Source organism: Sulfitobacter dubius (assembly GCF_900113435.1).
In the GTDB taxonomy this organism is placed as follows: Bacteria; Pseudomonadota; Alphaproteobacteria; order Rhodobacterales; family Rhodobacteraceae; genus Sulfitobacter; species Sulfitobacter dubius.
The window spans coordinates 92,168-112,429 of sequence record NZ_FOPG01000001.1 but is presented as its reverse complement, the minus strand read 5'-3'; the positions used below and the strand labels follow the sequence as shown (position 1 = coordinate 112,429).

Genomic DNA, 20,262 nt, shown 5'->3' with positions numbered 1-20,262 from the left:
TGATCTCACAAACCAATCTGAATGTTCTATGAGGCCTCAAGCTCGCCATTGTCGATCTGCTCTTGCTCGATCGATTCAAACAGCGCCTTGAAGTTCCCCTCCCCGAAACCGTCATCGCCCTTGCGTTCGATGAATTCGAAAAAGATCGGGCCAATCACGGTTTTCGAGAAAATCTGCAACAGGATGCGCGTCTCGCCCCCGTCGACGACACCTTCGCCGTCAATCAAGATGCCGTGTTTCTGCATCCGGTCCAGCGGCTCTTCATGGCCGGTCACCCGGTCCTTGCTCATCTTGTAGTAAGTCTCTGGCGGGCCGGGCATGAACTTTAGCCCGTTGTCGGCAATCGCATCGGTCGCGTTATAGATATCCCGCGCGCCCACGGCGATGTGCTGGATGCCCTCGCCGTTGTACTTCTTCAGATAGGCAACGATTTGCCCGGTCTCGCCCCGGTCTTCGTTGATCGGAATGCGAATGCGCCCACAGGGAGAGGTCAGCGCACGGCTGGTCAGCCCGGTAAACTTGCCTTCGATGTCAAAGAAGCGAATCTCACGGAAATTGAACAAATCGCCGTAGAACTTGAACCAGACGTCCATATTGCCCTTGTGGACGTTATGCGTGAGGTGATCGAGGTAGTAGAACCCAACACCCTCGGGCTTGGAAGTGGCGATCCAGTCGTATTCCCAGTTATAGGGCGAAGTGTCGTAATACTGGTCGACGAAGTAAATCAGCGACCCGCCAATACCCATGATCGCGGGGACGTCCAGCACCTTGCCGTCGCCTTTATATTCCTCGGCGCCCTTAGCCACCGCATGGTCCAGCGCCTTTTGCGCGTCCACAACACGCCAGCCCATCGAAGGTGCGCAGGGGCCGTGTTCATCCACAAAACGTGCGGCAAAGCTATCCGAGTCGTAATTCAGCACATAGGTAATGTCGCCCTGCTGCCAAAGCTCGATCTTCTTGTTTTTGTGATTGGCGACATGGGCATAGCCCATCTTGGTAAAGACATCGCGCAGCGCCTGCGGATCGGGGCTGGCAAATTCGACAAACTCAAAACCGTCGGTGCCTGCTGGGTTCTCGGGCGTGATGGTTGATTTAGGGGCGTCATGTGGGAAAGGACCCATGTCTGATCTCCTCTGCTTTGGGATTTCCTACATCCTACGCCCTCATCTTTGCGCAAGTTGCGCGTATTGCGGCGTCACTATGGTCAAATATGCTGAAGTGCCGCATACTGAAGTGAAACCACGCGGAAACCACGCATCATGTTGGATGATATTGATCGGCGGCTGCTTACGGCGCTACAGAAAAATGCCCATCTCACTGCACAGGAACTTGGTGAGCAGCTTAACCTTTCCCCCAGCCAAGCGGGGCGGCGGCGGCAACGGCTTGAGGCCGAAGGCTATATTCGCGGCTATCATGCGCGGCTTGATCCGGTGCAGATGGGGCTGAACGTTCAGGGGTTTATTCAAGTCCATCTGGGCACTCATGGGCCGGAACATTCGGCCAGCTTTGCCCGCCTCATGGCCACCCGTCCCGAGATTGTGAGCGCGTGGACGATGACAGGGGATGCGGACTATCTTTTGAGAGTATATTGTGACGATCTGCCGAGCCTTAACAGGCTTATTCACGATGTCCTTCTGCCACATCAGGCCGTCAGCCGGGTGCATAGCCAGATCGTCATGGATCAACTGAAACAGGACGGGCCGCTGCCCACCTGACCCTAAGAGAGGACCGCAATGGAAGGTTTCCTGTTCCAAGCTTCCGTTTATCTGGCCGCCGCCGTGATCGCCGTGCCGATCGCCGCTCGATTGGGGCTGGGGTCGGTTTTGGGCTATCTCGCCGCTGGCATCTTGATTGGCCCGGTGCTGGGCTTGGTCGGGTCCGAGACGAAAGACGTGCAGCATTTCGCGGAATTCGGCGTGGTGATGATGTTGTTCCTTATCGGCTTAGAACTGGAACCCCGCGCCTTGTGGGACATGCGGCATCGGCTATTGGGCTTAGGCGGTTTACAGGTGTTATTGTCGACAGCAGCGCTGATGGCAATCGCGATGGCATATGATCAGCCGTGGCGCGTGGCGCTGGCGATCGGCCTTACGCTGGCGCTCTCGTCGACTGCGATCGTGCTGCAAACCCTTTCGGAAAAGGGGTTAATGCGGACCCAAGGCGGCAGGTCGGTCTTTTCCGTGCTGCTCACCCAAGATATCGCGGTGATCCCCATACTCGCTTTCCTCCCGCTTTTGGCGGCGGGTGTCTCTGGCGGGCTTCTGCCCGATGGCTCCATCTCTCTCAACGCGCAAGAGGTCGAGAACGCGCATCTCAGCACCGAGGCGCATGACGCGGCACATGCGGCGCAAACTTTCGTTCAAAGCCTGCCGGGTTGGGGCGTGACACTGGTCACCATCGGGGCCGTGGCCGCGATTATTCTCGTCGGCATCTACCTAACCCGCCCGGTGTTTCGCTATATCCACCTTGCTAAACTGCGCGAGATGTATACGGCGCTGGCCCTGCTGATCGTCGTGGGGATTTCATCGCTCATGACGGTGGTCGGGCTGTCGCCTGCGCTTGGCGCCTTCCTTGCGGGTGTGGTGCTGGCCAGCAGCGAGTTTCGCCATGAACTGGAAACCGACCTTGAGCCGTTCAAAGGTCTGCTGCTGGGGCTGTTCTTTATCACCGTGGGCGCGGGGATTAACTTTGTCCTGCTGTTCGAAAAGCCGCTGATCCTGATCTGTATGGCGCTTTTGGTGATCATCGTCAAAGCGCTGATCCTGCTGGTGCTGGGCCGCCTCTTTCGCCTCAAGGGACGCGATGGGTGGCTGTTCACGCTGGCACTGGCGCAGGCAGGTGAATTCGGCTTTGTGCTGGTCAGCTTCTCCATCGCCACCGGCGTCATGCCCGACCCAATTGCCGAAACGCTGCTTTTGGTCGTGGCGTTGACGATGTTGATCACGCCGCTGCTGTTCATCCTATACGACCTGATCAGCAAACGCATGGATGACAGCAGCCCTGTGATAGCGGATGAGATCGACAGCAGCGGCCCGGTAATCATCGCGGGCGTGGGGCGATTTGGCCAAATGGTGAACCGCATGGTGCAGGCCAGCGGGTTCGAAACCGTCGTGCTTGATCACAACCCCGAAACCATCGCCGTCATGCGGCGCTTTGGTTTTAAAGGGTTTCTTGGCGATCCGACCCGTCCTGACATCCTGCGCAAGGCTGGACTGCCAGACGCCAGCGTGCTGGTGGTGGCCCTTGATGACCCCAAAGCGGCGGTTTCGCTAATTTCCTACGCACGCAAGGAGAACCCTTCCTTGCATATCGTCAGCCGCGCGCGGGACCGCGAAGAGGTCTACCGCCACTATCAAGCAGGATCCAATGACATCGTTCGGGAAATGTTCGACAGTTCCCTGCGCGCCGGGCGCTATGTCTTGGAAAACATGGGGCTTTCCAACTTTGAGGCCAATGAGGCGCAAAAGCTTTTTTACGCCCATGACCGTTCGTCTGTGCGCGAATTGGCAGCGCTTTGGCGACCGGATGTGCCGCCCTCGCAAAACGCCGCCTACGTCGCCCGCGCCAAGGAATTGCAAAAAGACCTTGAGACGGCCTTTCTGAACCTCGGCGGAGAAAAAGCAGACAAAAGCACCTAAGCAAACGGCCCCTTCCTTCGGGGCCGTTCTGCGCCGTCTTATGCGTCGCTTACGCCTGCTTCGGCAAAGGTCGCCATGCCCGCGTGGCAGGCAAGCGCGGCCTTTAGGATGCCAATCGCCAGCCCTGCGCCCGACCCTTCGCCAAGCCGCAGATTCAACTCCAGCAGCGGTTCTTTGTCCATCGCGCCCAACAGTCGGCGGTGGCCGCTTTCGGCGCTGAGGTGGCCCGCCACGCAGTGATCAAGCGCGCCGGGTGCTGTGCGCACAAGGCAAAGCGCGGCAGCACAACAGATGAACCCGTCAAGGATCACAGGAATGCGCAACTGACGCGCACGGGCCATGGCCCCGGCCATCGCCACCAGCTCACGCCCCCCCAACCGGCGCAGTGTTTCCAGCCCATCACCGTGGTCGGCATGAAGCGCGACACCTTCGTCCACAACCTTGGTTTTCAACAAGAGGCCCGCGTCATCAACGCCAGTGCCACGCCCTGTCCAGAACCCGCTTCCCCCGCCCAACAGCGCGCTGGCCAAAGCGGCGGCGGACGTGGTGTTAGCGATGCCCATTTCACCGACCACAAGCAGATCGGCATCGTTGTTCACCGCATCCCAACCGGCACACAGGGCATCCAAAAGCTCTGCGTCCGTCATCGCAGGTGCAACGGTAAAATCTTGCGTCGGTTTGTCCAGTGCCAGCGGCACCACATCAAGGGTCGCTCCGTTCACCCGTGCGATCTGATTTATCGCAGCGCCCCCGTGCTGAAAGTTCGCCACCATCTGTGCCGTAACCTCTGCTGGAAAAGCCGAAACACCCCGTGCTGCCACCCCGTGATTGCCAGCAAAAACAATGATCTGGGGTGATGAAATCTCGGCCCTCGGACCACCGCGCCAGCCGCGATACCAAACCGCCAGATCCTCAAGACGGCCAAGCGCGCCGGGGGGTTTGGTCAGAATACCATTATGGGCACGTGCTTCCTCCATCGCCTCAGCGTCACATTCGGGCATAGACCGCAAAAGATTGCGAAATTCGGCGAGACTGGCGAGAGACGTGGTCATATGCTGCCCTTTGCGGATTGATATTTCTTCGTTTCTAGCCTTAGCCTGTCCCCGCTTAAAGTGCCGAAGGGGCGAATAAATGGCCATTTCCGACATCTCAGTCCTGAAGGGGGCCTTTCGCGGCCGCGACATTGCTGTGGCCTTTGCCCTACTGACCCGCCTGCCCTTGCCACATTTTCATTTCCCGACCGAAGCACACCGTCCCCCCGCGCGCAGTGCTTGGGCCTATCCGCTGGTGGGTATCGTGCTGGCCTTAATCGCGGGCGCTGTGGGGCTGGCCCTGACGCGGATGGGGGCCACCCCGCCGCTCGCCGCCGCATTCGTGCTGATTATCACCGTCATGCTTAGCGGGGCGATGCACGAAGACGGTCTGGCGGATTGTGCGGATGGGTTTTGGGGCGCTTGGACGGCAGACAAGCGGCTGCACATTATGAAAGACAGCGTAATTGGCACCTACGGCGTCGTGGCGCTGGTGCTGTCGTTGCTGTTGCGTTGGTATCTCATAAGCGAATTGATCACCGACGATGCGCTTGTCTGGGCGCTGGTCGTTGCCGCCTGCGGTTCACGCGCTGCGATGGTTTGGGTGATGGACAGCCTGCCCACGGTACGCCGCGACGGGCTGTCAAATCGCACCGGCCGCCCCGGCGCATTGGCGACGGCAGTTGCGGTGCTGATCGGGGTGCTGCTCATCGTGGCGGCACCGGTCTATTCGGCATGGCGCTTGGCGCTTTTGGGGCTGGTCGCTGCGCTGTTGGTCCGGCAGATCGCCAAGCGCAAGATCGGCGGACAAACGGGCGACGTATTAGGTGCAACGCAGCAAGTAACAGAGATCGCCCTGCTGATCGGTTGCCAGATGATGGCCTATGGCTGGCAGGCCATTCCCTAACGAAAAACCGCGCCCCCGAAGGGACGCGGCTTGTTCCTAGCTCAGCGATGCCCTTAAGCGGCGACGCGGCTTTCCAGCACATCACCGACCTGTTTCGCAGCAGCCAGTTCATCCCCACCAGACACGGCGGCCACTTCGCGGGTCAGACGCTCAAGCGCGGCTTCGTAAAGCTGACGCTCAGAGTAGCTTTGCTCGCGCTGGTCGTCGGTGCGGTGCAAGTCGCGCACGACCTCGGCAATGGCAATCAGATCGCCGGAGTTGATCTTTTGCTCATACTCCTGCGCGCGGCGGGACCACATGGCGCGTTTGACCTTGGCCTTACCCTTGAGGGTCTTCATCGCGTGGTTGATCACGTCCGGCGTGGACAGCGCCCGCATGCCGATCTCGGTCGCTTTATGGGTCGGCACCCGCAGCGTCATCTTGTCTTTCTCAAAAGAGATCACGAACAGCTCCAGCTTGATGCCGGCCACTTCCTGCTCCTCGATCGAGACGATCTGACCCACGCCATGCGCTGGGTAGACGACAAACTCATTCGGGCGGAAATCAAGCTTCTTCGATTTGGTCATATAGATCGCTCCTTGGCGCGCGGGGGATACCCCGCCATTAACTCAGACACCTGAACAGCACGTAAAACGCAGGCGAAGCGCAGCCTAAGCGGCGTGCGTTCGGGTGCGTCTGATCTAGAAATGTGAGGTCAACCTTGGCAGCAGGGTCGAAACATTATCAGGCTCGTGTGTTACAGCTTGAAGACAGCATAGCACAGAATCACGCCTTCCGAAAGCTACCCCAAGATCAACTTGGTGAATTTCCGGTCGTTTCAGCAGTTTAGCGCGCGTTCTATCGGTATTGAGACGCCCGGCAGAACCGAATCAGCGAAAGATCAGCCGCCCTCGCCCGGTTTTTCCGAGAAGAGCTCCATTTTGCCGTCTTTCCCATCCATTTCCTCTGCCTCGGGCAGCGGATCTTTCTTGGTGATGATGACGGGCCAAAGCTCGGAATATTTCCGGTTAAACTCCACCCACTTCTCCATATCCGGCTCAGTGTCCGGACGGATGGCATCCGCGGGGCATTCCGGTTCGCATACACCGCAGTCGATGCATTCATCGGGGTGGATCACCAACATGTTCTCGCCTTCGTAGAAGCAATCCACCGGACATACTTCGACGCAGTCGGTGTATTTGCAGGCGATGCAGGCGTCATTCACGATATAGGTCATGCGGGAAACTCTGGCTGGGTGTATGGAGGACTAGCTAAACCGGGGCGCGGGATCATTCAAGGTGGCGCGCCTTAGAAAGATCAAGCTGCCTACGGTCACGCTTTGTCGGGCGGCCCTTTCCCTCAAAACCGGGATTTTCGGGCTGTACGTCCTTCTGTTTCGGCTCTGGTGGGGACAGATCTGTATAAAGCGCTTGCGCTTCGGGCGCTGGACCGCGACGTAGGCCGATTGCATCGATCTGTATCACCCGAACGTGATCCCCTTGGGCAAAGGTTAACACATCGCCGGGGCCGACGTTGCTCGCGCGTTTCTGGGTGGGGGTGCCGTTGATCCGTACCGCGCCGCTCGCCACCTGAGCGGCAGCGAGCGAGCGGGTCTTAAAGAAGCGGGCGTGCCACAGCCATTTGTCGAGCCGTAGTTTCTCGCCCGCTGCCACTTACTTGTCGTCCTTCAGCCCCATAAGCGCGGCGGCGAATGGATTGTCGGGATCGATCTGCTTTTCCTTGCGTGGTGGACGGGCCGAGAAATTCTGCACCTTGCCACCCTTGTCGCCACCGGGCTTGCGCCCTTTGCCTTTGGCGGGTTTGCCGCGCGGCTTGCCCTGCCCCTGAGGACGGTCACCGCCACGGCGGTTGCCGGCATTTCCACGGGGGCTGCGCGACCATGTGAAGGTATAGAAGGTCTCCATCTCCGGCCCTGCCAGATCGGCATCCGGCGCCGTGCCTTGGGGAACTTCCTCGGCCGGAACCTCGGGAATTGTGATGTCGACCTCTGGGTCTTCGGCGGCCACATCGGCAATGGGGGCAATACCATCATCGGGAATGGCGGCCACATTACCGGGGCGGTCGTCGGGGTTGGTCTCACTCGAAGGTGTCTCAATGATCCCGCCTGCAGGCTCTTCCGCCGCCACATCCATGATGGGCTTGTCCGCCGAGTCATCAGCAGCAAGATCACTGTCGAGTTTTTCAGGGACGTTGGTATCAGCAGAGGCGCCCATCGCATCATGGCTGCCGTCTTTGGGCATCACCACATCAACCGGTTTCACCTTGGTCCGCTCGTCCTTTTCGGCCTTGTACCCCAAGCCTCCCATCAGGTCAGCGAACTGTTCAAGCGTCATCCCTGTGATCGACAGCATGTCAGGCTTGGCTTCAAACCCACCACGGGAATCCTCGGCACGTAGCATATCGGCCAGACGCTCCAGCATGTCGATGCGGATCGCGCGTTTGCCAGCGTTGCGGTAACCCGACATCGTGTCGGCACCCGCAGGCGCGTCTGCCTCGACCGGGATTGTTACCAACCCGGGAGGAGGCGATTCAGGAAATTCGTTCAGCCCTTTAGTCAGCGACCAAAGCACCAGACGCAAGCGCGTCGGCGCGGGCTTGAGCATCAGCGGCATAAAGATAGTGAACTGGCCAAAGCGGATGCCATGCTTGCGCAGCGCGCCACGGGCGTCTTGATCCAGCGCTTTTACATCCTCGGCCACTTGGGCGCGGGGCAAAATGCCGAAATTTTCAACCAGTTGGAATGCAAAGCCACGGGCCAAGCCGGTCAGCGTCTCATCCTTGCTCAGCCCCAGCAACGGCTCGAACAATGCGGCAACCTTGCGGTCAATGAAATGCTGAAGACGGCGCTTCACCTTCTCCGCCACTTCGGGACCGGCGATATCATCGACGAAAACCTCGACCTGCGGCTTCAGCGCGTCGCTGCCAGCGGTCAGTTTACCAACCGCAGCGCTTCCCCACATCAGGCCGCCCTGTTCGGTGAAATCAATTTCGGTATCGGGTGCGTTGTAGAACCGGTCGGCACGCAGATGGAACTGCGGAGCCAAGGCCTGCAATGCGGCGGTTTTCACCGTCTTGTCCTCGGCCGCGCCCGCGCCCTTGTCCACCCGAAAGCGGAACCCGTCCAGCTTGCCTACAAATTCACCTTCAACGGTGACTTCACCGGTCTCGTTTACATCGGCCACCATGGCTTCCTTCTGTCCAAGCCGGCGCAGCAATACGGATGTGCGCCGATCTACAAATCTTTGAGTCAAACGCTCGTGAAGAGCATCCGACAAGCGGTCTTCTACGACACGCGTCGTGTCGCGCCAATGGCTTTCGTCCTTTGTCCAGCCCTTGCGCTGCGCAACGTAGGTCCATGTGCGAATAAACGCGAGTCGTTTGGACAACGCATCAATGTCGCCATCGGTTCGATCAATTCTCTTGATTTGTTGTGCGAGCCAATCGTCGGGGATATATCCGCGCTGGTGTAGGTCGTTGAAAATGGTCTCCAGAAGCCCCGCATGTTCGGCATGGCTGATGCCGCGGAAATCGGGAATGCGGCAGACATCCCAGAGCAGGCGCACGGACGCGCCGTCGGTCGCGCGGGCAAAAACTTCGTCGACCTGCGCAAGGGCTTTGAGCGCCTTCAGATCGTCGGACTCGCGGGCCCGGACCAGCCGCTCATCCTCGGGCGGCATCTCCAAGGTTTGGATCAGTCGGTCGATACTGCCAAATTGAAGCGCGTGGTTGCGCCAGTTCACCTTGTTCTGAGGCGTAAAATTATGGTCCATGATTGCCCGCGCCACCCCGTCATCAAGCGCAGGCGCATCACCGGTGGTGCCAAAGGTGCCTGACTTGAACCCACGCCCTGCCCGGCCCGCGATCTGCGCCAACTCATTAGGCGCTAGTGGACGCATCCGGCGCCCATCAAATTTGCTAAGCGCCGAGAAGGCAACGTGATCGACATCAAGGTTAAGCCCCATTCCGATGGCATCGGTGGCGACCAGATAATCGACCTCTCCGTTCTGGTACATTTCAACCTGCGCATTGCGCGTACGCGGGGAAAGCGCGCCCATCACCACAGCTGCACCGCCCTTTTGGCGGCGGATCAGCTCAGCGATGGCATATACATTCTCAACCGAAAAGCCGACGATTGCGCTGCGCGGCTTCATCCGGCTTATCTTTTTCTGACCAGAATAGACCAATTCGCTCATCCGGTCGCGGCGCATGAAATCAACGCCCGGAACCAGCGCCGCAATAGTGCCGCGCATGGTGTCGGACCCCATGAACAGCGTCTCATGCAGGCCACGCGCCCGCAGCAAGCGGTCGGTGAACACATGGCCGCGCTCGGGGTCGGCGCAGAGCTGGATCTCATCAATGGCTACGAAATCCGCGCCCATCTCTTGGGGCATCGCCTCAACCGTGCAGACCCAATACTGCGTGCGCGGCGGCACGATCCGCTCTTCGCCGGTGACCAAGGCCACGACCGAGGGCCCGCGCGCCTTGACGATCCGGTCATAGACCTCGCGCGCCAACAGCCGCAGCGGCAGGCCGATCACCCCGGTCCGATGCGCCAGCATCCGCTCAATTGCATAGGTCGTTTTGCCGGTATTTGTCGGGCCGAGAACGGCCACGACGCGCTTGTTGCCTGCCACCTGTTTATCCTTGAATTAAAGCTCGCGCCCGATGCCGTCCCGGCGCAGCCTCTCAAGGGCCGCGCGGGCGTCATCGTGATGCGGGTTGAGGGCGAGCGCCCTGCGGTACAGCTCCGCCGCGCGGCCCAGATCTCCGAACTCCTGTATCATCACGGCAAGGCCAAAGATCGCGTTGTAATTGTCGGGGTTCAGCGCCAGCGTCCGTTCCAGATCATCCAGTGCGGGACCATAGAGGTTGGCCGCATAATAGGCTTGCGCCCGCGTGTGGAACCCTTCGGCAAAACCGGGCGCGTGATCGGTCAGCGCGGTCAAATGCTCAATCGCCTGCCTTGTATCGCCATTGGCCATCGCCTCCCGCCCCCGTGACAGCAGAAAATCCATCGCAGCCGAACCGGAGCGCTGCCAATGCGCTTCGACTTCATGGGCGATTCTAGGGGCTTCGGCCGCCGGGGCCTCGCGCAGCTTTTGCATAAGCTCGGGCGGGGCCATTTCGGCCACGGCCATGCCCGCAAGCAACACAAAGCTACCAACTGCCGCAACGGTATGTTTGAGGTTGACGGGTATGATGCGCATAACAAAACTGAATGTAACAGGCTGCCGCCGCAATTCCAGACGTAGCGGGGCCAAATGCCAAAAAAGGGCGAGCGATGAGCGATATTGTGAACGAAGCGGTAGTGGTGCTGAACGAAAAGCTGGCCGGCAGCGATTTTAACGGCACGGCCAAATTCGACATCGAAGGTGAAGGCACCGTGATGATGGACGAGAACGGCGCGCGCGCCGCTGACGAAGAGGCCGACGTGACGCTGAGCGCGGATGCCGAGACCTTCCAGTCCATCCTCGAAGGCGACACCAACCCCACATCCGCTTTCATGACCGGCAAACTCAAGATCGACGGCGACATGGGCATGGCGATGAAGCTCGCCGCTGTTCTCGGCTGATGCAGCTGGACCCGGCCCCGCTATACACCGATATCGCCCCCGGCCCCGAAGGGGGCCAAGCCCATTGGGCCGAGACATCGGATGGCAAGCGGATCAGGCTGGGTCATTGGCCCTGCGCGGGCGCGCGGGGCACGGTGCTGCTCTTTCCCGGGCGTACCGAATACATCGAGAAGTACGGGCTTTGCGCCGCCGATTTCGCGCGGCGCGGCCTTGCCACTATGGCAATTGACTGGCGCGGTCAGGGTCTGTCGGACCGGCTGCTGCCAGATACGCGCGTCGGCCATGTGGATGTTTTCAGCGACTATCAGAAAGACGTTGCCGCCATGCTGCGCGCCGCGCGCAGCATGAACCTGCCGCGCCCCTATTTCCTGCTGGCCCACTCCATGGGCGGCTGCATCGGCCTGCGTGCCGTGATGGAGGGGTTGCCGGTGCAGGCCGTCGCCTTCACCGGTCCAATGTGGGGCATCTATGTCGTCCCGCACTTGCGCGCGCTGGCGTGGTCCTTGGCGCAGTTCATGCCCCGCGTCGGACAGGGCCACCGCTTGCCGCCGGGCACCAAGATCGAAGCCTACCCCGCCATCGCCCCTTTCGACGACAACCTGCTGACCACCGATCCGCAGATGTACGACATGATGCGCGATCAATTGGTCGCGCATCCGGAGCTGAGCCTTGGAGGCCCCAGCTTCGTCTGGCTGCGCGAGGCGTTGGCCGAGACGAAGCACCTCGCCGGGCGGTCTGCGCCCAACATCCCTTGCGTCACCTATCTTGGCAGCAACGAGCGGATCGTCGCCACAGACCGCGTCCACAAGCGCATGGCACAGTGGAAAGGCGGGCGGCTAGAGATTGTGCCGGGCGGCGAGCATGAGGTGCTGCTGGAGAGGCCTGATCTGCGCAAGCCGATCTTCGATGGGCTGGAAAAGCTCTATCTGGGCAATATCACCGGTTAGCCCCGCTCAGGCGTCATTTTCCTGTGCAATCGGCCCGCGCCGCCTAGATTGCTTGGGATGACACGTGAACCCGTCCTTACCTTCACCGAAAACGGCATCTATTGCCCTGCAGGTGACTTTTACATCGACCCTTGGCGCCCCGTTGACCGGGCGTTGATCACCCATGGCCATGCCGACCATGCCCGCGACGGGATGGGCAGTTACCTTGCCACCCACGCGGCCCTGCCCGTGATGCGCCACCGCTTGGGCGAGATTGCCATCGAGGGCATCGCCTATGGCGAGAGGCGGCAGATCGGCGGGGCCACGGTCTCCTTCCACCCGGCGGGCCATGTGCCCGGCAGCGCGCAGATCAGGGTTGAGGTCGGCGGAGAGGTCTGGGTCGCGTCGGGCGATTACAAGGTGATCGACGACGGCATGTCAGAACCCTTCGAGCCGGTCCGCTGCCACCATTTCATTACTGAGAGTACCTTTGGCCTGCCGGTCTTTCGCTGGGCGCCGCAGGCCGAGGTGGCGGGCCAGATCAACGACTGGTGGGCGGGCTGCAAGGCCGCTGGAAAGACGGCTTTCCTCGGGGCCTATTCGCTGGGCAAAGCGCAGCGGCTCCTGTCGATGCTCGATCCCGCGATCGGACCGATCCTGACCCATACGGCGGTGGAAAATACCAATGCGGTGCTGCGCGTACAGGGCATCACCCTGCCCGAGACAACGCTTGTGACGCCCGACCTCGCCCTCAAAGACCACCCCGGCGCGTTGGTGCTGGCACCGCCCTCGGCCTTAGGCAGCCAATGGGCGCGGCGCTTTGGACCGCAGGAGAGCGCCTTTGCCTCGGGCTGGATGGCGCTGCGCGGGGTGCGCAGACGGCGCGCAGGGGATCGGGGGTTTGTCATCTCGGACCATGCGGATTGGCATGGGCTGCTTTGGGCGATCCGTGAGACTGGGGCGGAAAACATATATGTAACGCATGGTTACACCGATATCTTCACGCGTTACCTGAACGATCAGGGCTGGAACGCGCAGGTTGTTCCGACCCAGTTCGACAGCGACGGAGGCGACAGCGAATGAAGGACTTTGCCGCTCTTTTCAATGCCGTCGACCAGACCACCAAAACCACGGTGAAGGTCGCCGCCCTGGCCGAATATTTCACCACCGCGGCCGAAGAGGACCGTCTTTGGACCGTGGCGCTTTTCTCGGGCCGCCGCCCGAAACGCGCCGTCACCACGACCAAGCTCCGCGAATGGGCCTCAGAGGCGTCCGGTGTGCCGCTGTGGCTATTCGAAGACAGCTACGCCATCGTCGGCGATCTGGCCGAGACCATCTCGCTGGTCCTCCCCCCGGTAGAGAGCGAGGACACCGGCACGCTGACCGCATGGATCAACGCCCTGCGCGGGCTGAAAGACGAAGACGACGCGGCGCGCAAGGCATTCGTCCTTTCGGCTTGGCAACAGCTTGGCGGCACCGAGCGGTTCCTGTTCAACAAGCTCATCACCGGCGGTTTTCGCATCGGGATTAGCCAAACGCTGATGACCCGCGCCCTGTCCCGCGCCAGTGGCCGCCCCGAGCCGGAAATGGCGCACCGCCTGATGGGCAACTGGGACCCCGATGACGTGACGTGGCACAGCCTGATCGAGGCCGAGGACGCCAGCGCCGACGCCTCGCGCCCCTACCCTTTCTACCTCGCCTATGCATTGGAAGACGGACCGGAAGCCCTAGGCACCCCCGAAGACTGGCGCGCGGAATGGAAATGGGACGGCATCCGCGGGCAGCTTATCCTACGCGATGGCGACTACTTCGTCTGGTCGCGCGGCGAAGAACTGATGACCGACCGCTTCCCCGAACTCGCTCGCGCTGCCGATCATTTGCCGCCGGGCACGGTGCTCGACGGCGAGTTGCTGGTCTGGCAGCCGGGGGCCGAATTCCCTTCATCCTTCAACGCATTGCAGGCCCGCATTGGCCGCAAGACCGTGCCCAAAAAGCTGCTAAAGGAAGCGCCCGTGGTGCTACACGCCTACGACCTCTTGGAATGGCAGGGCGCGGATATCCGCGACCGCCCCTTCGCCGAACGCCGCGCCCTGCTGGAGAAGGCCGCCGCCGACCTGCCCGAGGACGCGCCCGTCCGCCTCTCGCCGCAGCACCAGTTCACCGACTGGTCCCAACTCGCCACCCTGCGCGACACCGCGCGAGAAGCGCAGGCCGAGGGGTTGATGCTGAAACGCGCCGACAGTCCCTACCTGTCGGGCCGCAAAAAAGGCGACTGGTGGAAATGGAAGCTCGACCCGCTGACCATCGACGCGGTGATGATCTATGCGCAATCGGGCTCGGGCCGCCGGGCGAACCTTTTTACCGACTTCACCTTTGCAGTCTGGAACGGCAATGATCTGGTCCCCTTCACCAAGGCCTATTCCGGCCTGACAGATGCCGAGTTCCGCCAGATCACCGCGTGGGTGCGCAAGAACACGCAGCAACGCTTTGGCCCCGTGCGGCAGGTCACGCCACACCATGTATTCGAGATCGCCTTCGAGGGCATCCAACCCAGCCCGCGCCACAAGTCCGGCGTCGCCCTGCGCTTTCCGCGCATGTTGCGCTGGCGCAAGGACAAGCCATTGCAAGAGGCCAACACACTCGACGATCTGAAAGAAATGCTGCGGATCTACGGATAGGTTGTTCCGGCCCGCCCGGAGGCATAGATGTGACAAAACGCAAATGAGGTACACCGATGTTTCAGCTTCCCTTCCCGCTTCACGATGCCAACGCCAGCGCCGGGGGCAAGGACCTCGGCGATCTGCCGGAATGGGATCTGAGCGACCTTTACACCGCCGAAGATGCGCCCGAACTTAAACGCGATCTCGATTGGCTGGAAGAAGCTTGTGCAAGCTTTGCCACCGACTACGAAGGCAATTTGGCCGGGCTAGACGCCAAAGGGCTGCTGGACTGTGTGCTGCGCAACGAAAAGATTAATCAGATCGCCGGGCGCATCATGTCCTATGCGGGGCTGCGCTATTACCAGCAGACCACGGACTCGGGCCGCGCCAAGTTCATGTCCGACATGCAGGAAAAGATCACCGATTACACCACTCCGCTGGTGTTCTTTACGTTGGAGTTAAACAAACTGCCGGATTCGCATCTCGCCGATCTGCTCAACCAAGACCCCGATCTCGCGCGCTATAAGCCCGTTTTTGATCGCATTCGCGCGATGAAACCTTACCAACTGTCCGATGAGATGGAAAAATTCCTGCACGACCTCGGCGTCGTCGGCGACGCATGGGAGCGGATGTTCGACGAGACCATCGCAGGGCTAGAGTTCGAGGTCGACGGCGAGACGCTCACCATCGAAGGCACGCTGAACCTGCTGACCGATCCCGACCGCGCCAAGCGCGAAGCCGGTGCGCGCGAACTGGCCGAGGTGTTGGGCAACAACATCCGCACCTTCGCCCGTGTGCACAACACGCAGGTGAAAGAGAAAGAAGTGCTGGATCGCTGGCGCGGGATGGAGACACCGCAAACGGGTCGCCACCTGAGCAACCATGTTGAGCCAGAAGTTGTAGAAGCACTGCGCAATGCGGTTGTTGAGGCCTACCCAAAGCTGAGCCACCGTTACTATGAGTTGAAGCGTAAATGGCTGGGGCTGGACGTCATGCAGGTCTGGGACCGAAACGCGCCACTGCCAATGGAAGACCCCAAGATCGTCGATTGGGCGCAGGCCGAGGGCATCGTGATGGAGGCCTATTCCGCCTTTGATCCGCGTATGGGCGATATTGCGAAGCCATTCTTCACCAAAGGCTGGATTGACGCAGGCGTCAAACCGGGCAAGGCACCCGGCGCTTTCGCGCATCCGACAGTGACCAACGTCCACCCCTATGTGATGCTGAACTACTTAGGCAAACCGCGCGACGTGATGACGCTTGCGCATGAGTTGGGCCACGGCGTGCACCAAGTTCTGGCCGCTGATCAGGGCGAGATGCTGTCATCCACCCCATTGACCTTGGCCGAAACGGCCTCTGTCTTTGGTGAGATGCTGACCTTCCGCAAGATGCTAGACAAAGCCGAAACCCAAGCGGAACGCAAAGTGTTGCTGGCGGGCAAGGTTGAGGACATGATCAACACGGTCGTACGCCAGATCGCCTTTTACGACTTTGAATGCAAACTGCACGAGGCGCGCCGCAGCGGAGAGCTCACCCCCGACGACATCAATGCCCTGTGGATGTCTGTGCAGGCCGAGAGCCTCGGGCCAGCATTCGAATATATGGAGGGGTATGAGACCTTCTGGGCCTATATCCCGCACTTCGTCCACTCGCCTTTCTACGTCTATGCCTATGCCTTTGGCGACGGGCTGGTGAATGCGCTATATGCGGTTTACGCAGAGGGTGAAGAAGGCTTTGAGGACAAATACTTCGACCTGCTCAAAGCAGGCGGATCAAAGCACCACAAAGAGCTTCTGGCCCCCTTCGGGCTTGATGCATCTGACCCGGCATTTTGGGACAAGGGGCTTTCGATGATTTCTGACATGATTGATGAGCTTGAGTCGATGGAGTAACGCCAAGCCGCTGTTATCGATGCAAGAGGGCCGTCTAAGCGGCCCTCTTCACCCCCCAGGCGCCCTATCTGCTGCGCTCAAGGCTAACCTCACTTCAGCTGACTATCTTTCGATCCGCGCCGGTTAATTCCGCCGCGCATCTGATGCTGGCCGTCGCGCTCGCGTACGCAGTCGATACACAGCTTCACCCCGGGCAACGCGATGCGACGCGCTTCTGGGATCGGTTCTTCGCATTCGGCACAATGGGTCAGGCTTTCGCCCACCTGCGCGCGCCGCGCCTTCATCCGCGCCAACTCGTCTGAGATCGACGCCTCAATCTGTTCACTTACCGCGCCATCGCGCGCCCATCCACCAGCCATGTCACACCCTCCTATCGGGGAAATTTGTCGGTTGATTGTCTTTGATATGGGTCCAGCGCCCGTCACGTCACGCATTTATTCACGCCAAACGCAAAGCTCGCCCGCTGCTATTTCAAGAGATGGGGCGGCCCCTCCGCATTATCAAGATCATCCTCGCCGGGCTGCGCGCGGTGGTTTGTCGGAGATCAATGGACATTCTTAACTTTGCGCCAGTCGACATCGTCTCTCAGATGACCCTACCCCCATAAAAAAAGCACCCCCAAATGGGGGTGCAGTCGCTAGGCATGGGGCGTTGCGCTAAGCAGCACGCAGGGTGATATCTCCTCTGTTGAGACGGTCGAAAAGGACGGATAGGTTAACGGCGCTTTGGATCAGCCTTTGGCGCAAGTCTTTGCGCTGGCCGCTACCACCCAATGACACGCTTGCCCGAAGGCAGACGGTGCGGGGCGGCTCAGACGGATGGCGCATGTAGGTCACTTCGACCATCGCCTCGACTCTGCCGAAATCGCGAGCGTAATGAACCTTGCGAAAACGCGCCTCAGAAACGGTATAAGGCACAGGGGCTTCACAGGAAGTATGGAAAACGTCAACGGGATCAAAGGTGCGTCTGCGCCGGATGATGTCACCTGCGGTAAGAGGCATGATGGGGACAGATGAATCTTGTACGGTGGGGCGGTTGTGCATGTCTGATCCTTCTCTCAAGCGTCGTTTGTTATATCTTCCCTTCTTATGAGCAGTCGCTTTGCCTCAATGGAACCAAGGCCGCCCAAGATGTATACATGTTGTCGAGCCCAATTAAGGCAAGAATAAGGCGATAATTGGCCGGGAATGGGGCGATACCATAGTTTCACGATATTCTGCGCTGAAACCTATGCAAATAAACGTTTTATTAACCTTTTTCCTGCTCTAACAGCCAGTCTTCCTGAAGCTGGTTCTCGATTGCCTCAGAGAAGTGATTTCGAACCAAGCGATAGCTTTAGCAGCGGGAAGGCCAGCCCCCATCAGCAACCATGCCGCAACAAGCCCGCTGCGCCCTGCCCCATATTGACAAGACAGTGCAACGGTCTCTCCCGCATCCAGCGCACGCTCAAATCGGGTTCTGTGGGCGGGCCATTCACTTAGGAATGCATCCCCCGGCACGTGGAAATCGATAATTTCGGAAAAATATACATCCAGTCCAACCCGCTGAGAAATAACTTTAATTAACGGGAAAGCACCCTCTGGCAGCTCTGCTTCTTCCGTTAAGACAAGCAATTGTCTGGCGCCCACATTGCGCAGTCCTTCGAGGGTTTCCGTCATCTGTTGCGGGTCGAGATAGGGCGTGCCATCCACCTCTGTTAGGAGCCCGGGAAAACCGGTCATCGCTAAATACCCGCCCCGCGGGGTTGGGATGACAGCGCGGATTGAGGTGCCTTCAGCATCAAAACAAGGCGTATCTATTGGCATAGTGAAATCCGAATAAGTTGAATATTCGCATCAATACCTGTATACATGTTAATTAAGCAAGAACGCGATTGAACCCGAGACGTGAGGCGAAGTTGAACCAGGCCAAATCAAGCCAAGCAATTGCCGAAACGCTGCGCGCAGACATCTGCCTGAACCGCGGTATCGAAGACGGGATGCTGCACGAAGTCGCCTTGGCACAGCGCTTTGGCGTTTCGCGCACGCCCATCCGGCAAGCGCTTCAACGGCTCGCCTATGAGCGTATGATCGCGGTGAAATCCGGTGTCGGTTCGGTTATCACCCCATTAGAAGACGCCACGCGCGCCGACGACATCCGCGCCGCCGTGGCGATTATTGAGGCTGCGGCCAAATGCGCACCCCCTCACCCCGTGCCGCCTGTGCATTTCATGTCAATTGTCGGGATACTGGGGATGATGGATATTTGCGAACTGAACCGCGCCGAAGACTTCTTTGACATACGCGCCCGGCTTCTGGCAGCCTTAGCGGACATGATCGAAAACCCGATCCTCAGCGATGCTTTCCGCGCCGCGTACTGGCGTTTGATCAGGTGGAGCATACTTGATCTGGCCACCGCGCCTGAGCACCAAGCAGCTCACCTGCGCGAGCTTCTTCAATCCGCTGCACGTACAATGAAGACCGCTACATTGGCCGAAGGTTTTGCGCAGATCGCCGTGATCGAAGGCAGGCTTTCTCAGCCGAGCTAGGTCGCCACGCAAAAGCCCCGCTCAATAGAACGGGGCTTAATGCATCATAGGCGAAGGCGGCTTAAGAGGCGGCCATCATGCCCTTTTCTTTTGCCAAGTCGCGCATCCGCTTTTGCAGCTTTTCAAAAGCGCGGACTTCGATCTGGCGAATACGTTCGCGGCTGACATCATATTGAGAAGAAAGATCTTCCAATGTGACCGTCTCATCAGACAGGCGGCGTTGGGTCAGAATGTCTTTCTCACGGTCGTTCAGCACATCCAGTGCTTCGGCCAACATCTCACGACGGGTTTCCAGTTCATCCCGCTCAGCGTAGTCGCCCGCTTGGTCGGCATCTTCATCTTCCAACCAATCCTGCCACTGCATCGTTCCTTCGCCTTCGGAACCGACAGTGGCATTCAAAGATGCATCGCCGCCCGACATCCGACGGTTCATGGAAACGACTTCGGCTTCGGTCACACCCAATTGGGTAGCGATCTCTGCCACATTTTCAGGACGCAGATCACCTTCTTCCAGCGCGCCGATCTTGTTCTTGGCTTTGCGCAGGTTGAAAAACAGTTTCTTCTGACCCGATGTCGTGCCTAGTTTCACCAGCGACCACGACCGCAGGATATATTCCTGGATCGACGCGCGGATCCACCACATCGCATAGGTGGCAAGGCGGAAGCCCTTCTCCGGATCGAAACGCTTAACAGCTTGCATCAGGCCAACGTTCGCTTCCGAGATCACCTCGGCCTGCGGCAGACCATAGCCCCGATATCCCATCGCGATTTTTGCAGCGAGACGGAGGTGAGATGTCACCATCCTGTGGGCCGCTTCGGTGTCTTGTTCTTCGACCCAACGTTTGGCCAACATGTACTCTTCCTCAGGCTCCAGCAGGGGGAACTTGCGGATCTCTTGCATATAGCGGTTCAGCCCGCCTTCTGGTGTTGGTGCGGGCAGATTTGCATAATTTGCCATGTCTTGTCCCTTTCCTCAGTTTGACCGAGGCCTATGTTATTTCGCTTAACATGCAATATGGGCGGCCCCCTTCGTGCTTTCAAGACAGAAGCGTTCACGCTTTTGTTCAAGATTGCACAGCTTCTGTGAATAAAACGTAACCCGTGCCTGG

Annotated in this window: 20 protein-coding genes; 9 read left to right on the top strand and 11 right to left on the bottom strand. The window is 59.5% G+C overall.

Annotated elements, in window-relative coordinates; all coding sequences use genetic code 11:
• Positions 1–26: 26 nt before the first annotated feature.
• A complete protein-coding gene (hppD, locus tag BM229_RS00570; protein ID WP_093925775.1) occupies positions 27–1,121 on the bottom strand; it encodes a 4-hydroxyphenylpyruvate dioxygenase in 1,095 nt (364 codons plus the stop codon).
• Positions 1,122–1,259: 138 nt separating this feature from the next.
• On the opposite strand from hppD, the gene BM229_RS00565 reads away from it, so the two are divergent.
• Complete coding sequence (locus BM229_RS00565; RefSeq protein WP_093925774.1) at positions 1,260–1,715, top strand: Lrp/AsnC family transcriptional regulator; 456 nt, start codon at positions 1,260–1,262, stop codon at positions 1,713–1,715.
• A gap of 18 nt (positions 1,716–1,733) precedes the next feature.
• Complete coding sequence (locus BM229_RS00560; protein ID WP_093925773.1) at positions 1,734–3,638, top strand: monovalent cation:proton antiporter-2 (CPA2) family protein; 1,905 nt, start codon at positions 1,734–1,736, stop codon at positions 3,636–3,638.
• A gap of 38 nt (positions 3,639–3,676) precedes the next feature.
• On the opposite strand, the gene cobT is transcribed toward BM229_RS00560, so the two are convergent.
• Positions 3,677–4,690: a nicotinate-nucleotide--dimethylbenzimidazole phosphoribosyltransferase gene (gene cobT / locus BM229_RS00555; protein WP_093925772.1), complete on the bottom strand. Its 1,014-nt coding sequence runs from the start codon at positions 4,688–4,690 to the stop codon at positions 3,677–3,679.
• Positions 4,691–4,769: 79 nt separating this feature from the next.
• On the opposite strand from cobT, the gene cobS reads away from it, so the two are divergent.
• A complete protein-coding gene (gene cobS / locus BM229_RS00550) occupies positions 4,770–5,576 on the top strand; it encodes an adenosylcobinamide-GDP ribazoletransferase (protein ID WP_093925771.1) in 807 nt (268 codons plus the stop codon).
• 53 nt (positions 5,577–5,629) lie between these two features.
• Here the strand turns inward: cobS and BM229_RS00545 are convergent, their stop codons facing one another.
• From BM229_RS00545 to BM229_RS00525, 5 genes are all read right to left on the bottom strand, one after another.
• Positions 5,630–6,142, bottom strand: coding sequence for a CarD family transcriptional regulator (locus BM229_RS00545; protein WP_093925770.1), 513 nt, complete (start codon positions 6,140–6,142; stop codon positions 5,630–5,632).
• A gap of 314 nt (positions 6,143–6,456) precedes the next feature.
• The gene (gene fdxA / locus BM229_RS00540; protein WP_093925769.1) at positions 6,457–6,792 is read right to left on the bottom strand and encodes a ferredoxin FdxA; all 336 of its coding nucleotides are present in this window, start codon (positions 6,790–6,792) and stop codon (positions 6,457–6,459) included.
• A 52-nt stretch (positions 6,793–6,844) separates the two neighbouring features.
• Entirely contained in the window at positions 6,845–7,228 is a 384-nt protein-coding gene (locus tag BM229_RS00535) for an RNA-binding S4 domain-containing protein (protein ID WP_093925768.1), read from the bottom strand.
• On the bottom strand, positions 7,229–10,210 hold the full coding sequence (locus BM229_RS00530; RefSeq protein ID WP_244152080.1) for a helicase-related protein: 2,982 nt from the start codon (positions 10,208–10,210) through the stop codon (positions 7,229–7,231).
• Positions 10,211–10,225: 15 nt separating this feature from the next.
• Positions 10,226–10,783, bottom strand: a complete 558-nt coding sequence (locus tag BM229_RS00525) for a tetratricopeptide repeat protein (protein ID WP_093925767.1) — start codon at positions 10,781–10,783, stop codon at positions 10,226–10,228.
• Between the two features lie 74 nt (positions 10,784–10,857).
• On the opposite strand from BM229_RS00525, the gene BM229_RS00520 reads away from it, so the two are divergent.
• From BM229_RS00520 to BM229_RS00500, 5 genes are read left to right on the top strand one after another with little or no spacing between them, the layout of a single operon-like run.
• The gene (locus BM229_RS00520; protein WP_093925766.1) at positions 10,858–11,148 is read left to right on the top strand and encodes an SCP2 sterol-binding domain-containing protein; all 291 of its coding nucleotides are present in this window, start codon (positions 10,858–10,860) and stop codon (positions 11,146–11,148) included.
• Positions 11,148–12,095, top strand: a complete 948-nt coding sequence (locus tag BM229_RS00515) for an alpha/beta fold hydrolase (protein ID WP_093925765.1) — start codon at positions 11,148–11,150, stop codon at positions 12,093–12,095. The genes BM229_RS00520 and BM229_RS00515 overlap by 1 nt, the downstream gene beginning before the upstream one ends.
• Positions 12,096–12,152: 57 nt before the next feature.
• Positions 12,153–13,157 (top strand): ligase-associated DNA damage response exonuclease, encoded by a 1,005-nt coding sequence (locus tag BM229_RS00510; RefSeq protein ID WP_093925764.1) that lies wholly within the window; start codon positions 12,153–12,155, stop codon positions 13,155–13,157.
• Positions 13,154–14,752, top strand: coding sequence for an ATP-dependent DNA ligase (locus BM229_RS00505; protein WP_093925763.1), 1,599 nt, complete (start codon positions 13,154–13,156; stop codon positions 14,750–14,752). Before BM229_RS00510 ends, BM229_RS00505 begins: the two co-directional genes overlap by 4 nt.
• 56 nt (positions 14,753–14,808) lie before the next feature.
• Positions 14,809–16,626 carry a M3 family oligoendopeptidase gene (locus BM229_RS00500; protein WP_093925762.1) on the top strand — a complete coding sequence of 606 codons (1,818 nt, stop codon included), beginning with the start codon at positions 14,809–14,811 and terminating at the stop codon, positions 16,624–16,626.
• Positions 16,627–16,715: 89 nt separating this feature from the next.
• Here BM229_RS00500 and BM229_RS00495 read toward each other — a convergent pair whose 3' ends face one another.
• From BM229_RS00495 to BM229_RS00485, 3 genes are all read right to left on the bottom strand, one after another.
• Entirely contained in the window at positions 16,716–16,985 is a 270-nt protein-coding gene (locus BM229_RS00495; protein WP_093925761.1) for a DksA/TraR family C4-type zinc finger protein, read from the bottom strand.
• A 297-nt stretch (positions 16,986–17,282) separates the two neighbouring features.
• Entirely contained in the window at positions 17,283–17,669 is a 387-nt protein-coding gene (locus tag BM229_RS00490) for a hypothetical protein (RefSeq protein WP_093925760.1), read from the bottom strand.
• Positions 17,670–17,891: 222 nt separating this feature from the next.
• Positions 17,892–18,347: a protein-tyrosine phosphatase family protein gene (locus tag BM229_RS00485; RefSeq protein ID WP_093925759.1), complete on the bottom strand. Its 456-nt coding sequence runs from the start codon at positions 18,345–18,347 to the stop codon at positions 17,892–17,894.
• A gap of 176 nt (positions 18,348–18,523) precedes the next feature.
• Between BM229_RS00485 and BM229_RS00480 the strand changes: the two genes are divergently transcribed.
• A complete protein-coding gene (locus tag BM229_RS00480) occupies positions 18,524–19,153 on the top strand; it encodes a GntR family transcriptional regulator (RefSeq protein WP_167360170.1) in 630 nt (209 codons plus the stop codon).
• Positions 19,154–19,214: 61 nt separating this feature from the next.
• On the opposite strand, the gene rpoH is transcribed toward BM229_RS00480, so the two are convergent.
• A complete protein-coding gene (gene rpoH / locus BM229_RS00475; RefSeq protein WP_093925757.1) occupies positions 19,215–20,111 on the bottom strand; it encodes an RNA polymerase sigma factor RpoH in 897 nt (298 codons plus the stop codon).
• Between the last annotated feature and the right edge of the window lie 151 nt (positions 20,112–20,262).